The following is a 14630-nucleotide window of genomic DNA, read 5'->3' as shown; positions in this document are numbered from 1 at the left end:
TGCCTCGATGACCGCTCGCCATACCTCTCCGCTCGAGGCGCTGCTCGTCGACGACGCGTTCGACGGCGACGTGTACCCGGCAGAGCCTATGGCTCGCCATACCATGTACCGCATCGGAGGGCCGGCTCGCTTTTACGTGCAGGTGGCGTCCGTAGGCGCGCTCAAGCATCTTGTCGAGGTGTGCGAGGCGTCCGGCGTCCCTTGGGTTGCCGTCGGGCGCGGAAGCAACCTGCTGGTTTCCGACGAGGGCTATCCGGGCGTGGTGGTGACGCTGGGCCGCGATTTCCGCACGTGTCGCTTCGACGAGGACGCGAAGCGTTTCTGCGTAGGGGCCGGGGTGCCGCTGTCGTCGGTGGTGCAGGAGGCGTTTCGCCGTTCGCTCGCCGGGTTGGAATTCGCGGTGGGCACGCCGGGAACCGTGGGCGGCGCGTTGCGCATGAACGCGGGATCCCGCGACGAGTGGATTGGATCGCGCGTGGTTTCGGTGACCACGCTCGATGCTCGAAAAGGCCTGATGCGGCGCGCAGGGGACGAGATTTCCTGGGGGTATCGCTCCAGCTCGTTCGCTCCCGACGAGGTGATCGTGGAATGCGAACTTTCCGTAGAACCGGCCGACCCGTTCTACTTACGAGGTAAGATGGAGGCGTCGCATACGCGGCGCAAGAAGACGCAGCCTCTGTCGCTTCCTTCATGCGGCAGCGTGTTTCGCAACCCCGAAGGGGATTCCGCTGGCCGCCTTATCGAGGCGGTCGGTTTGAAGGGCTGCACGATCGGCGGAGCCCAGGTGTCCGAAGTTCATGCGAATTTCATCGTGAACAAGGGCACCGCGACTGCGCGCGACGTGATGGATCTGATCGAGCTGGCTAGATATAAGGTGTACGAAACGTATGGCATCGAATTACAACCGGAAGTCCGCTTCCTCGGGTTCTCGTAAGGCGTCTTCGCGCCCGCGGCGCTCGGCGGGCGCAAGCGCGCGGCCCGCTGCGCCTTCCCGCGGCGCGGCGAACCGTCCGGGCGGTCGTTCCTCGTCGTACGGCGGGGCTTATCGCGCTATGCCCGGCGGTCAGATGCCCAATCGCCGATCCGGTCAGAACCAGCCGCCGCTCACGTCCGTGCGCGTGGGCGACTTGGATCGTGCGCAGCGCTCTGCGCGCACGCAGCGCACGTATCGCCGCCATCTGGTTCGCATCGGCATTGCGGCCGCGTTCGTGGGCGCGCTCGTCATAGGTGGAGTAGGCGTCTACTATTCCAGCCTGTTCACCATCGAAAGCGTATCGGTGAAAGGCGTCGAGCATCTGACCGCCGAGGACATGCAGAACATGGCCGGAGTTCCGGCGGGCACCACGCTTTTGCGCGTGGACGCCTCCAAGATCAGGGACAACCTGCTGAAGAACTCCTGGGTGCAGGACGTGTCGGTGAATCGCATCTTCCCCGATACGTTGGAGCTGGCGGTGACCGAGCGCACCATCGAAGCCGTGGTGGAGGTGCCTACGCAAAACGCCGAGAAGACGCAGCCGTGGGCCATCGCGTCGGACGGCATGTGGCTCATGCCCATTCCCGACAGGGATTCGGAAGCCGGCAAGAAGACCAGCTCGAAGGTGTACGAGGACGCCGATTCCGTGCTGCGCATCACCGACGTGCCGTACGGAACCAAGCCAGAGGTGGGGGCGTACTGCACCGATGCCAACGTGAACAACGCGCTCGATATCGTTTCGGGAATGACAACCGAGCTTGCCGGTCGCGTGACCGCCGTCAAGGCTACGGAACGGGAGTCGACCACGCTCACCATCAAAGACGGTCCGGACATCGTCTTTGGAACCGCGGACAACATCCGCGAAAAGGAGCGAGTCTGTCTGGAAATCATGAAGCAGCATCCGGACGGCGTTGCCTACATCAACGTGCGCACCGTTGATCGCCCAACCTGGCGCGCTTCGTAAGCACGACGGGACGGCGAGACGTTACGCTCGCCGAACTATATGTGGACGTGCGGTTATCATTACCGCAGCGTAATTTGCAAATGGTTGATCATCGTGTACAATAACCGCACGTGAACGGTTCCCACGGAACAGAATCGCAGCATTTGAAAACGCAGCAGGTGTGGAGGAAACAATGCCAAACAATTTGGGTGATCATTTGGCGGTCATCAAGGTCGTCGGCGTCGGCGGCGGCGGCACGAATGCCGTGAACCGCATGGTCGAAGCGGGCGTGCGCGGCGTCGAATTCATCGCCGTCAACACCGATCGCCAGGCGCTGCTCATGTCGGATGCCGACAAGACGATCCACATCGGCGAAGAGCTGACGCGCGGTTTGGGCGCCGGTGCGAACCCCGAGGTGGGGTGCCAGGCGGCCGAGGAAAGCCGTGCGGAGATCCGCGAAGCGCTCGCCGAGGCGGACATGGTGTTCGTTACGGCTGGCGAAGGCGGCGGCACGGGTACGGGCGCTGCGCCTATCATCGCTGAAATCGCACGCGAGGAAATCGGCGCGCTGACGGTAGGTATCGTCACCAAGCCGTTCTCGTTCGAGGGACGCACGCGTCGCAACCAGGCTGAGCAGGGCATCGACCTGCTGTCCCAGAAGGTCGACACCCTCATCGTGATCCCGAACGATCGCCTTCTCGAGATCGTCGACAAGAAGACCAGCATGCTCGATGCGTTCCGCATCGCTGACGATACGTTGCGCCAGGGCATCCAGGGCGTAACCGACCTGATCACCATTCCGGGCCTTATCAACCTGGACTTCGCGGACATCCGCACCGTCATGAAGGACGCGGGCACGGCCATGATGGGCATCGGCCTGTCTTCGGGCGAGAACCGCGCTCTCGACGCCGCTCAGCAGGCTACGAACTCGAATCTGCTCGAGGCATCCATCGCCGGCGCGTCGCGCGTTTTGTTCTCTATCGCGGGTGGTCCCGACCTTACGCTGACCGAGGTTGACGAGGCTGCTCGTACGGTCGAGGCGTGCGCGGACGAGAACGCCAACATCATCTACGGCCAGATCATCGACGAGACCATGCAGGACCAGGTGCGCATCACCGTTATCGCTACGGGTTTCAAGATGGGCTCTGCGCAGCAGTCCGCCATGGACTTCTCGCGTAAGGACCTGTTCGCATCGACGTCCGCTCCGGAGCCTGCTCCCCAGTCGGTCCCGATGTCGTCGTACTCCTCGCGCACGAACGCATCCGGTCGTTTCGCCGACGAGGACTACATTCCCGACTTCCTGAAGCGCCAGCATTAAGAGCGGCCGCCGAATGGTTGCGACCGAGCAGCTGCCCAGTCCGCTTTTGAACGCGCGCCGTTTCGGCGCGCGTTGTCTTCCTGCGCTTACCGACGACAGGCTGTATGAGAACATCGGCGTGCGCGTTGCTTTCACGGGCCGCGAGGGCGGCGTGAGCAAGGGCCCGTACGCATCGCTGAATCTAGGTTCCCACGTGGAGGACGATCTTTCTTCCGTGCAGGAGAACCGCAGCATCCTGCTTGAAGCTCTTGGCGCTTCGGATGCCCGGCTCGTCATGGCGAACCAGGTGCACGGCGATACGCTGGTATGCATCGAGGATGCATCCGCACCGCTTGTCGACGAGGCTTGCACGCAGGCCCAAAAGGGAGCCGATGCGCTGGTAGTCGGGGCTCGCGGCGTTGCGGCGCTGCTGTGCTTCGCCGATTGCGTGCCCGTCGTGATCGTGTCTCCTACGGGGCGTTTCGCCGTGGTGCATGCGGGGTGGCGCGGCGTGATGAACGGCGTGGCTGCGAAAGCTGCGGAAACGCTGGCGCAGCTTGATCGCCCTCGTTTGGGAGCAGGCGCTTCGAGCGAGTACAACGTGTACGTAGGCCCTCATATTCGCACATGCTGCTTTGAAACCGGCACGGACGTGCGCGATCGGTTCGCTGCTCGATTCGGAAGCGGCTGCATCGCGGACAACGGTCATGTCAGCCTGGTGAAGGCCCTTTCCGTCGGCTTGGAAGAGGTGGGCGTTTCCCCGCATCGCATCGTGGATGCGGGCGTATGCACCCAGTGCTCGCATGAGGAGTATTTCTCGTATCGCGCGTCAGGCGGCGTGTGCGGCCGGCACGGTGCGATCGCGTATAGGAAGGCAAGGTAGGCATGGGCTTCAAAGAACGCTACGAACGTACGCTGGCCGATCTTGCGGCAAGCTGCCGGGACGCCGGGCGCGACCCTCGCGAGGTTCGCTTGGTGGCTGTCTCCAAAACGGTGGGCGTGGCCGAAGTGGCTGCCGCGCTCAAGGCCGGGGCCTGCGATTTCGGCGAGAATCGGCCGGACATGCTTATGGAGAAGGCCGAAGCTTTCCCGAACGCTACCTGGCATTTCATAGGGAACATCCAGTCGCGCAGGATCGGCGACATCGTGGCGCATGCATCGCTTGTCCATTCGCTGCATCAAGAGCGGCATCTGGCTAAGTTCGACGCTGCCGCAGCCGAGGCGGGGAAGGTGCAGGACGTGCTCTTGGAGGTCAACGTGTCGGGCGAGGCCAGCAAAAGCGGCCTTGCGCCCAACGAGGTTGTCCCCATGCTCGCGCGGTGCGCGGATTTCCCGCATGTGCGCGTGCGGGGGCTCATGACGATGGCTCCGCAGGGAGATCTTGACGCGGCGCGCGCGTGCTTCGAGGATCTTGCGCGTTTGCGCGACGAGGTGCGCGGTACTCTCGATGCGCAGCGAGCAGCGGTTTTCGATGAACTTTCTATGGGTATGAGCGAGGATTGGCACGAGGCCGTTCTTGCAGGCGCTACCATAGTGCGCATCGGTCGAGCCCTGTTCGACGAGGAATTCGAAGCAACGCACGCGTGAGAGCGCGACGCGAACCGAAACAGTTTGCAGCGGCGGCGCGACCGTCGGAAATGAAACGAAGCAGGTGAACGGTATGGAGTTGCCAAAGATGAAGAAGTCCGGGGGCGGCGGGATGCTCGACGGGATCAAATCGAAGCTCGGCTTTGCTGATGCGAACCAAGAGTACGACGACGGTTATTACGACCGCGGCTACGATGATCGGAGCTTCCAAGACGACTTCGACGGCGATTACGCCGGGGACTACGGCGAGTACGGCCCCGATTATCGCGAGGATGCAAGCCTGGGCGGTGACGCGCCGGCATCCAAGTACGATCCGTACGCGCCGGTTACCACGCGTCCGGCGCGCTCGTCGAGTCGCGCGTCGGCGCGCAGCGCAGGGTTCACCCCGCCGAAGCTCGTCTCCATCGACGACGTGCGTGCGCACACCCAGGTTCCCGAAAGTCTCAACCGGGATCCGCTGCCGCAGCGCCGCGTGAGCTCGATTTCGTCGGCGGCTTCGTACCGCAGCGATCGCACGATGGTCGACGCGGCAACTTCCGCTCCGGCCAACACGCCGAACGCGCGCGCCGCAGCCGCTCAGAACCGCGAGCGCTCCGAAAGCTTGAACTCGCTGTTCACGTCTACGGCTCCCGATCCGGTCTTGGACGCCGCGCCCGCAGCCGCGGGCGCAAGGTCGAACGCCACCGTGGCGACGGCTGTCGCCAATCCCGGCGCTGGCGTAACCGCTCCCGCGCCTGTTGTCGCGGCTGCTCCTGCGCGCGCCATCACGTTGCTCAAGCCTGCCAGCTACGGTGAGGCGGAGCGCGTCGCGAAGGCCCTCAAGGAAGGCGACGCGGTGGTCATCGCTTTGCGTAACACGCCCGATCATCTGTCGAAGCGCATTCTCGATTTCGCGTTCGGCGTGTCGTGCGCGCTTGACGCAAGCGTCGACTGCATTGCCGACAAGGTGTTCGTCATCACGCGCGGTGCCGCTCTCAGCGAAGCCGAGAAGGCCGCGTTGCGCAATCAGGGCGTGCTGTAATGGCGCGCGCGAGCGTTTCCCGCATCGCCGTCATCGGCGGCGGAAAGATGGGCGAGGCCATCATGGGCGGCTGGATAGCCGGTTCCTCTGCGCCCGCCGATGCGTTCGACGCATCCGTTTTCGTGGTTGCCGATCCCGGCCAAGAGCGCCGCGACTATTTGTCCGAGCGCTATCGCGTTGCCTGCGTGGCGGATGCGAGCGCGGTGGAGGGTGACGTCGATCTTGTGCTTTTGGCCGTTAAGCCGCAGGTTATGATGGATGTGCTGGAGGGAATTGCCAGCCAGCCTTCGTTTGCGGGCGGGGTCGAGGGCCCTTTGTTCGTGTCCATTGCCGCAGGGCTTTCGACCGAGCGCTTGGAAGCCGCCCTGCCGGCGGGCGCGCGACTGGTGCGCGTCATGCCGAACACGCCGCTTTTGGTGGGTGCCGGCGCGACCACGGTTGCCGCGGGCTCGCAGGCGTCTTCGGCCGATGTGGAGCTGGTGCACGGTCTGTTCGCCTGCTTGGGCGAAGCGTACGTCGTCGACGAGGAAGCCATGGACGCCGCAGGTGCCGTGAGCGGCTCCGGTCCGGCGTACGTGGCCGCTATGATAGAAGCGCTGCGCGACGCTGGCGCGAGGCAGGGGCTCGATCCTCAGCTTGCCGAAGCGCTTGCGCTGCAAACCGTGTACGGAACGGCTTCGCTCATGAAGGAGACGGGGCAGGACCCCGCCACCACGCGCGTTGCCGTGTGCAGTCCCGGAGGCACCACGTTGGCGGCGCTCGCCGCTATGGACGAGGCCGGGTTCTCGCACGTGTTCGATGCCGGCGTTGACGCCGCCGTCCGCCGATCGAAGGAGCTTTCTGCATGTTGAGTTTGAAGTACCTGATCATTTCCATCGCCGACGTTTACAGCATGGTGCTGTTCGTGTACGTGATGATGTCCTGGCTTCCTACCGATCGCGGTATCCTGGCCGACATCAACAACGTGCTCGCAAAGCTGTGCGATCCGTACCTCAACCTGTTCAGGAAGCTGATTCCCCCGCTTGGAGGTATAGTGGACGTTACTCCCATCATTGCCCTGCTTGTATTACAATTAGGAGTACGTTTACTGATTGGCTTGTTCTAACGCGTACAATCGTGCCTGCTTGCAGTGTGCGTACTGGATGAAGGGAATAACAGATGGCTATCACCTCGGCTGAGATCCACAACCAGAGCTTCTCGATCGACCGCAAGGGATACGACGTCGATGAAGTGGACGTGTTCCTCGAGCACGTTGCCGACGAGATCGATGGCATGAACGCCCAGATCATTCAGCTTGAAAACCAGCTGGATGACCGCAAGTTCGACGGGTTCGACACGCCGGCTCGCACGGTTGAGATGCCGGTCGTCGACGACAGCCTGCTTGCCGAAAAGGACGAGCGCATCGCCGACCTGGAGCGCCAGCTTGAGGCGAAGAAGGCCGACGACAACGCCATCGCTCAGGCGCTCATCATCGCGCAGCGCTCTGCCGACGAGATTATCGCCAACGCGAACGCCCAGTCTGCGGCCACCATCAAGGATGCCGAAGAAGAGGCGCAGCGCATCATCGACAAAGCCGAGAACGAGAAGCAGAAGGTTCTCGACGCCATCAAGAAGCTCGAGGACGATCGCGAGGATTCTCGCGAGGAGTACCAGGAGCTGCTTACGGACTTCATCAGCGACGCAACGCGCAAGCTAGCCGAAATCGGCGGCTCGCTGCCTGCCGGCGGCATCGCGCTGCCCGCAAGTGCCCATGCGCGCGTGTCCGCCCCTGCCGAAGCGGCGTCTACGGGTCGCGTGACGTCTCCGGCCCAGGCTCCCATCAACCGCGACGGTGCGGGCGCCTACACCGCTCCTCAGCCGACGACGGGCGCGGTGGTTGCTCCGGCAACTCCCAGGCCGTCGGGCGCAGAGAAGGACCTTTCGGGCTTCGGCGACGCCGACGACGCTTTCGAGTTCGAAGATCTGGACTAGTTCTTGCCGGTCTCGAGCCGGTGAACCTGCTTGACGTTGCGAAGCCCCCGCGCTCCGTTTCGTTGCCGCTGACCCCCGTTCGTGCGTACGTGCATGAGCAGGGGTTGCGCGACGGATTCGGATGCGCGGGGGCTTTTGCCGTTCCTTGGTGCCGTTTGCGTTGGTTTTCGGTCTATTCCCAGGGATTTTCCCGGTATTTGTTGCCATCTTTTGAAAACCGTTGACGATGACGCTACGTCATCGCCTATGCTCGGACACGTGAACGCGCGGGGGCGTGTTTGCCAGGACGAGTACGTGGCAGCCTAGCGAGCTGCCGCAAAGGAGCATCCATGACCGATCCGAACTACCTGACTGTAGGAGAGCTGGCGCGGCGCGTCGGGGTGACGGTGCGCACCATCCAGTACTACGATCAGCAAGGCTTGCTGTCGCCTTCTGCGAAGGGGCCTCAAAACCAGCGCCTGTACACCGACGCCAACGTGAAAGACCTGTATCGTATTCTGACCTTGAAGTACCTGGGCTTGTCGCTCACTCAGATCAAATCCGACGCAGCTCTTTACCAGCAGGCCGCCGCGGTGCAGGATCTTGCGGATGCGCAGATGGATGCTATCGAAGAGCAGTTCCTTTCCCTGTTCAAGCGCATGACCACGCTTCGTGCGCTGCATGATGAAGCGCAGAGCGCGCAAGACGTCGACTGGGCGCGCATGGCCGAGGCAGTCGAGCGCTGTCAGGACGAAAGCCGCTTTTTCTGGAGGCTCACCTGCATCCGCGACGACGCGCCGCCGCAGGAAGCCGAGGAGCGGATCGCTCGCGGCGAGTCCGTGTCGAAGTGGCACGAATTGATTGCCGACACCATTCGCCAGATGCCCGCGCGCGAGTCCTTGACCAGCCCGCGGAACCAGGATCTTGCGCGGCGGTACCTGGAGCTCGAGGATTCGCAGGACGCCGCCCATGCGGAAGCGAACTTCATCCTTATGGAGAACATGGCCCCGCATGCTCATGGAGACGGCTCGTTCGACGAGTTGCGCCAGGCCGTGTTCGACCACCTTGAGGCTGTGGTGGCCGCGTATCAAAACTATTCCGGGCCGGTCGAGTAGCCGTGCCGAGCGCGACGTTCAGGAGCGGAGACGTCTCTCCTCCATCTCCGACCCGTTCCTGAACGTCGCGGATTTTACCCGTGTTCCAAGCTGAAGGACGGCGTGCGCCGCCCCTGGCTTTGCATACCCTGGACTTGAAAGGAACCGCCCATGATCGTGTCGTGGATGACGACGAACAAGTGCAATCTCAAGTGCGTGCACTGTTACCAGGATGCCGAGGAGGCAACCGATCGGGAGCTTTCGACCGAGGAAGCGTTCGCCATGATCGAGCAGATCGCGCGCGCCGGATTCAAGATCATGATCTTCTCGGGCGGCGAGCCGCTCATGCGCCCGGATATCTATCAGCTGGTGTCGCATGCGGCTTCGCTTGGCTTGCGCCCCGTGTTCGGCTCGAACGGCACGCTTATCACGCCCGAAGTGGCCCAGCGCCTCAAAGACGCGGGCGCTTGCGCCATGGGGATCAGCGTGGACAGTTTGGACGCTGCCAAGCATGACAAGTTTCGCGGGCTGGAGCATGCCTACGATCTGACGATGGGCGGCATCGAAGCATGCAAGAGCGTAGGGTTGCCGTTTCAGCTGCACACGACCGTGGTCGACTGGAACCGCGACGAGGTGTGCGACATCACCGATTTCGCCGTGCAGGCAGGCGCCATCGCCCATTACGTGTTCTTCCTCATCCCCGTCGGGCGCGGGAAGTTCATTCAGGAGACCAGCTTACACGTGCTTGAGAACGAGCGCCTGCTCAAAGACATCATGACGAAAGCCGCCGAAGTTCCCATCGACGTGAAGCCTACGTGCGCGCCGCAGTTCACGCGCGTGGCGAAGCAGCTTGGAGTGGACACGCGCTTCGAGCGCGGATGCCTGGCGGGGCTGACCTACTGCGTGATCGGCAGCGAGGGCATCGTGCGACCCTGCGCGTACATGACCGAGGAGGCCGGCGATGTGCGGCAGACGCCCTTCGACGAGATCTGGAGGACGAGCCCCGTGTTCGAGCAGCTGCGGACCCAGGCCTATTCCGGTGCATGCGGCACCTGCGACTACGCGCAGGGCTGCGGCGGATGCCGGGCGCGTGCGGCGTACTATCACGACGGGGACATTCTGGCGCAAGACGACTATTGTGCGCACGGGCTTCAGCTGGATGGTCCAATGTGCCAGCCGGCGTAGAGCTTGTTGGTTTTGTATAAGTATTTGACCAGGTCATTCGACGAAAGGACTGTTCTATGATCCAAGGCACGTTTTCTCAGCGCGCGATGGCGTGCGCAGCTGCGGCGGTTTTGGCTGCATCGATGCTGCTTGCCGGATGCGCAAGTTCGGCTCCCGCCGAATCCGGCGAAACCGCTCCGGAACCTGCGGTAACCGCTGCGGGCAGCGTTACGTTCGTGGACGATACCGGCACCGAGGTGACTGTTGACAACCCGCAGCGCGTGGTGGCCTGCATGGGCAGTTTCGCAAGTGTTTGGGAGCTGGCGGGCGGTATCCTGGTGGGCGCTTCCGACGACGCGTTCACGCTTTCGAACTATGATTTGACGTCGGAGAACGTGCAGAAGGTAGGAGACTTCTCCAATCCCAACCTCGAGTCCATCATTGCACTTGAACCTGATTTCGTCATCATGACGAGCGGCACCGGCGGCCGCGGTGGCAATTCGAGCCAAGCCGAGCTCAAGGCGGCTATCGAGGCGTCGGGGATCCCGGTTGCATGCTTCCAGGTGACCACGTTCGACGACTACCTGCGCATGCTGCGCACCTGCTGCGACATAACGGGCCGTGACGATCTGTATCAGAAGAACGGCCAGGAAACCGCTGACAGGGTGGAGGCCGTCAAAGCGAAGGTGCCTGCGGACAAGTCTTCTACGGCCTTGGTCCTCACCACGTATTCGGGCGGGACGCGCGTGCAGTCGTCTTCGACCATGACCGGCGCCATGCTGGCCGATCTGGGCGTCAAGAACCTGGCCGACGAGAACCGCAGCCTGCTCAAGGATTTCAGCTTGGAATCGGTTATCGAGATGAACCCCGACTTCATCTTCGTGGTTCCCATGGGAAACGATAACGCTGCGGCTATGAAGGCGCTCGAGGACCAGACGGCGGCGAATCCCGCATGGGCAACGCTGTCCGCCGTCGAGAACGGCCGCTATATCACGCTTGATCCCCATCTGTTCCAGTACAAGCCCAACGAGCGATGGGATCAGAGCTACCAGGTGCTGTTCGACGCGCTGTACGCATAGGGCGGGGTGCTTGACGTGTCTCCCTTCGATCGGGGGCATGCCGCTCCCTTCGCGACGCTCGCTTCCGTCATCGTCCTTGCGGCGGTGACGGCGGCGGCGTTTTTGGTGGGGTCGTCGTCGGTGAGCTTGGCAGAGCTTGTTACGTGGGCAACGGGCGGCGACGTGAGCGCGGCTGCGAAAAGCATCCTGGTGAACGTGCGCTTGCCCCGCGTGCTTGCCGCGCTTTTGGCCGGTTCGGCGCTTGCGGTTTCCGGTGCCATCATCCAGGCGGTGCTCGACAATCCGCTGGCAAGCCCCAACGTCATCGGCATCAACTCCGGCGCAGGCTTGTTCGTGCTGATCGCCGCCAGTGTGTTTCCCAGCGTTTTGTGGCTCCCGCCGTTGGCGGCGTTTCTGGGAGCGCTTGTCACGGCGCTTATCATCTTCGGTATTTCGCTGGGTGCGAACACGTCGCGCTTGACCGTGGTTTTGGCGGGTATCGCCATCACCACGGTGTTCGGCGCGGGCATGAACACGGTGCTCATCGTGAACCCCGATGCGTACGTCGGCTCGTCGGCGTTTTTGGTGGGCGGGCTTTCCGGGGTGCTCGTGCGCGACCTTCTGTGGCCGTCCGCCTATATTCTTGCCGGGCTTGCGGTGGCTATGCTTGCGGCAGGCAAGCTCAACATCATGGCGCTTGGCGACGATACCGCGCATGCGTTGGGCATGAACGTGGGCGTCTGCCGCTTGACGATGCTGGGTCTGGCGGCCGTGCTGGCGGGCGCTGCGGTCAGCTTCGCCGGCCTGCTGGGTTTCGTGGGGCTGATCATTCCTCATCTGGTGCGATTCTTCGTCGGTCACGACAACCATTGGGTGCTGCCGCTGTCGGCCGTGTCTGGAGCGGCGTTCGTGATCGTCTGCGATCTGCTGGCGCGCGTCCTGTTCGCTCCCTACGAGGTGCCGGTGGGCATCCTCATGGCGTTTCTGGGCGGGCCCTTCTTCATCTACCTCATTTTGAAGAACAGGAGGGGTTCCCTTGATTGATGCGCCTGCATCCTGCGGAGCCGGGGACCGAGAGGCCCGGCGCTCAGACAGTCCTGCTCGCACGAGCAGCACGCCGTCCTGCTCGGCTCGTGCGGAACTCGCGGCGAGCCTTTCGGCCCCCGGATCCTCGACCGCAGAGGTCGCGGGGCCCTGTGTTCCGGCTGCCGAGCTTGTCGACGTTTCGTTCTCTTATGGCAAGGAGCCGTTCATCGAGGGGTTGAGCGCTGCGTTTCCTCACGGTGCGGTGACCAGCGTGGTGGGGCCGAACGGGTGCGGCAAGTCGACCATGGTAAAGCTGATCGACGGCATCTTGCGGCCGAGCGCGGGCGAGGTGCTGATCGACGGAGCGCTCACCCTGGCATGCAAGCCCAAAGAGCGTGCGCGGCGCGTGGCCGTGCTGGCTCAGGCGGGGCGTCCTCCGGCGATGACCGTGGAGCAGTTGGTGGCATGCGGGCGCTACCCGTACCAGGCGCATCAGGGCAGGCTTTCGCGCGAGGACCGCGATCGGGTCGAGCATGCGCTCGATCTTGCGGGTATTGCGCGATTTCGCCGTCATGACCTGCGGCGCTTGTCCGGCGGCGAGCGCCAGCGCGCCTTTGTTGCCATGACGCTGGCGCAGGATACCGACACTGTCGTGCTCGACGAGCCCACCACGTACCTGGACATTCGCGCATGCCATGAGCTCATGGAGCTGGTGCGGCGTCTGAACCGGGAGCAGGGAAAGACCGTGGTCATGGTCATCCATGATCTGGATTTGGCTTTGCGCTACTCCGATCGGCTGCTGGTCATGGAGCGCGGGCGTGCAACGGCGGCCGGTACGGTGGACGAGGTGCTGGAAGCCGGGGCTATCGAGCATGCTTTCGGAGTGCGGATACGGAAGCACCAAGCTGCGGAAGGCAGCGCGTACGTGCTGTTTCCCTCATGATGCGCCGTTCGTGCCGTCCGCTGCCGCGCTTTTTCCGTACCGGAGCCTTTCGTGCCGCCCGCTGTCAAAACGGACGAGTTTTGCGGCGATTTTCCGCCCTGTCGGCATCGCTCTGCTTGACGCGTTTTTCATCGTACCAGGTCACAAGCTTGCTGCCTCGTATTATCCTTGCTTGAGGACCAGCAAAACTCGTCCGTTTTGACAGCGGAGTCGAATCTGCGGTCAGGCTCGGGGCTCGGGGGTGAGGGCTGCGGGGTGCGGGGCAGTGGGCGGCGGGGTAGGTGCCGCGAGGTGGAAAAAAGTGCGAGCGGGTCGATAAGCCGGGTTCTGTCGTTGGACGACCATTTATCTCGAACGCCTGTCGCCAGACGCCTCAAGCACGCAACCCGAACGTACGGCGGGCAACCGTGTCGCGTTCCTATTTGCGCTTGCTCCAGATGGGGTTTTCCAAGCCGCGCCGTTGCCGACGCGCTGGTGCGCTCTTACCGCACCGTTTCAGCTTTTCTCCCGTTGCCGCGCGCCGAAGCGCGTGTTCGCGGGGGAGTTTTCTTTTCTGTGGCACTGTCCGTCGGGTCGCCCCGCCCAGCCGTTAGCTGGCATCTTGCCCTGTGGAGCCCGGACTTTCCTCACACCCGAAGATGCGCGATCGTCTGGCCCGCTCGCGAATGGTATTCTAGCAAATCGAAAGCGGCGTGCTTGCGTGAAACCCGAAGCCCCTCGAAAAACCGATGTTTCAAGGCGATGAAGGCTGCATTGCGCTTTCTCGGTTAGGCGAGGGTTTTGCGAGCGAGCCCAAGGATCCGTTGCGGGACTCTGCGTTCGCGCGCTATGCTATGCTGACACGTCGAACGACAGCGATGCGAAAAGGACGGACGATATGGCGGCTTGCGCTTTGGTGGGAGCGACCGATTTCAACAAAGACGATTTTCTCGCACGGCGCGAATCGGGCGAGATCGAGTACGTGATCGCCGTCGACGGCGGGTTCGCTCACCTGGAGGGCATCGGCGTGGCTCCCGACATGGCCGTGGGCGACTTCGATTCGCTCGGGTACGTGCCGAAGTGCAAGCGCGTGTCCCGTTATCCCGTGCACAAGGATCAAAGCGACATGGAGCTGGGCATCGAGAAAGCCCTGGCGTGGCGCTATGACGAGCTGTTGGTGTACGGCGGCTTGGGCGGGCGGCTCGACCATACCGTTGCGAACCTGCAGCTGTTCGCGCGATTCTCGGAGCAGGGAGCCTACATCACGGCCATCGCCGATTCGTACGCGGTGCGCCTGCTGACCGGCCCGGACGTGTTCGAGTTGCCGCTCCTTGAATCCGGGACGGTGTCGGTGTTCGCCGCCAACGATCGGGCTGAGGGCGTCATCGAGCGCGGCATGGCTTATTCCCTTGATGACGAGCCGCTTTCGAACCGCACGTCGCGCGGCCTTTCCAACGAGCTGACGGGCGAGCCGGCAACCGTGGCCGTCGAATCGGGCACGCTGTACGTGTTCTACCCGTTATCGGAGGCTGTTCGCAGCTAGCGCCAGCCGCGCGCGGCGCCGCATGCGGCCGCTTCCGTGAAAAACCCGTCGT

Annotated in this window: 15 protein-coding genes and 1 other RNA gene; 15 read left to right on the top strand and 1 reads right to left on the bottom strand. The window is 63.1% G+C overall.

All coding sequences use genetic code 11. The features are described 5' to 3' along the window. The first annotated feature begins 7 nt into the window (after positions 1-7). From murB to LG373_RS07035, 14 genes are all read left to right on the top strand, one after another. Complete coding sequence (murB, locus tag LG373_RS07100) at positions 8-934, top strand: UDP-N-acetylmuramate dehydrogenase (RefSeq protein ID WP_114567207.1); 927 nt, start codon at positions 8-10, stop codon at positions 932-934. Then, on the top strand, positions 888-1937 hold the full coding sequence (locus LG373_RS07095; RefSeq protein WP_114567208.1) for a cell division protein FtsQ/DivIB: 1050 nt from the start codon (positions 888-890) through the stop codon (positions 1935-1937). Before murB ends, LG373_RS07095 begins: the two co-directional genes overlap by 47 nt. A gap of 172 nt (positions 1938-2109) precedes the next feature. Then, a complete protein-coding gene (ftsZ, locus tag LG373_RS07090) occupies positions 2110-3234 on the top strand; it encodes a cell division protein FtsZ (protein WP_114567209.1) in 1125 nt (374 codons plus the stop codon). Between the two features lie 13 nt (positions 3235-3247). Further along, entirely contained in the window at positions 3248-4096 is an 849-nt protein-coding gene (locus LG373_RS07085) for a polyphenol oxidase family protein (RefSeq protein ID WP_114567210.1), read from the top strand. Between the two features lie 2 nt (positions 4097-4098). Further along, positions 4099-4800 (top strand): YggS family pyridoxal phosphate-dependent enzyme, encoded by a 702-nt coding sequence (locus LG373_RS07080; RefSeq protein ID WP_114567211.1) that lies wholly within the window; start codon positions 4099-4101, stop codon positions 4798-4800. A 73-nt stretch (positions 4801-4873) separates the two neighbouring features. Then, on the top strand, positions 4874-5821 hold the full coding sequence (gene sepF, locus LG373_RS07075) for a cell division protein SepF (RefSeq protein WP_114567212.1): 948 nt from the start codon (positions 4874-4876) through the stop codon (positions 5819-5821). Next, positions 5821-6672 carry a pyrroline-5-carboxylate reductase gene (proC, locus tag LG373_RS07070; protein WP_114567213.1) on the top strand — a complete coding sequence of 284 codons (852 nt, stop codon included), beginning with the start codon at positions 5821-5823 and terminating at the stop codon, positions 6670-6672. The genes sepF and proC overlap by 1 nt, the downstream gene beginning before the upstream one ends. Then, entirely contained in the window at positions 6666-6926 is a 261-nt protein-coding gene (locus tag LG373_RS07065) for a YggT family protein (RefSeq protein ID WP_114567214.1), read from the top strand. The genes proC and LG373_RS07065 overlap by 7 nt, the downstream gene beginning before the upstream one ends. Positions 6927-6979: 53 nt before the next feature. After that, positions 6980-7792, top strand: a complete 813-nt coding sequence (locus LG373_RS07060) for a DivIVA domain-containing protein (RefSeq protein ID WP_225749395.1) — start codon at positions 6980-6982, stop codon at positions 7790-7792. Between the two features lie 329 nt (positions 7793-8121). Beyond that, a complete protein-coding gene (locus tag LG373_RS07055) occupies positions 8122-8886 on the top strand; it encodes a MerR family transcriptional regulator (RefSeq protein ID WP_114567216.1) in 765 nt (254 codons plus the stop codon). A 150-nt stretch (positions 8887-9036) separates the two neighbouring features. Further along, entirely contained in the window at positions 9037-10050 is a 1014-nt protein-coding gene (gene nirJ2 / locus LG373_RS07050) for a putative heme d1 biosynthesis radical SAM protein NirJ2 (protein WP_225749394.1), read from the top strand. A gap of 56 nt (positions 10051-10106) precedes the next feature. Beyond that, positions 10107-11108 carry an ABC transporter substrate-binding protein gene (locus LG373_RS07045; RefSeq protein WP_225749393.1) on the top strand — a complete coding sequence of 334 codons (1002 nt, stop codon included), beginning with the start codon at positions 10107-10109 and terminating at the stop codon, positions 11106-11108. A gap of 15 nt (positions 11109-11123) precedes the next feature. Then, positions 11124-12131, top strand: coding sequence for an iron ABC transporter permease (locus tag LG373_RS07040; RefSeq protein ID WP_225749392.1), 1008 nt, complete (start codon positions 11124-11126; stop codon positions 12129-12131). Then, on the top strand, positions 12124-13056 hold the full coding sequence (locus LG373_RS07035) for an ABC transporter ATP-binding protein (protein WP_225749391.1): 933 nt from the start codon (positions 12124-12126) through the stop codon (positions 13054-13056). Before LG373_RS07040 ends, LG373_RS07035 begins: the two co-directional genes overlap by 8 nt. A 300-nt stretch (positions 13057-13356) precedes the next feature. On the opposite strand, the gene rnpB is transcribed toward LG373_RS07035, so the two are convergent. After that, positions 13357-13718: RNase P RNA component class A (gene rnpB / locus LG373_RS07030), an RNA gene on the bottom strand. 215 nt (positions 13719-13933) lie between these two features. Between rnpB and LG373_RS07025 the strand changes: the two genes are divergently transcribed. Then, entirely contained in the window at positions 13934-14578 is a 645-nt protein-coding gene (locus LG373_RS07025; protein WP_225749390.1) for a thiamine diphosphokinase, read from the top strand. Positions 14579-14630 lie beyond the last annotated feature (52 nt).

The organism is Paraeggerthella sp. Marseille-Q4926, from assembly GCF_916618935.1.
In the GTDB taxonomy this organism is placed as follows: domain Bacteria; phylum Actinomycetota; class Coriobacteriia; order Coriobacteriales; family Eggerthellaceae; genus Paraeggerthella; species Paraeggerthella hominis.
Note: the sequence above shows the minus strand (reverse complement) of the source record. Positions and strands in the feature narration are given on the sequence as shown.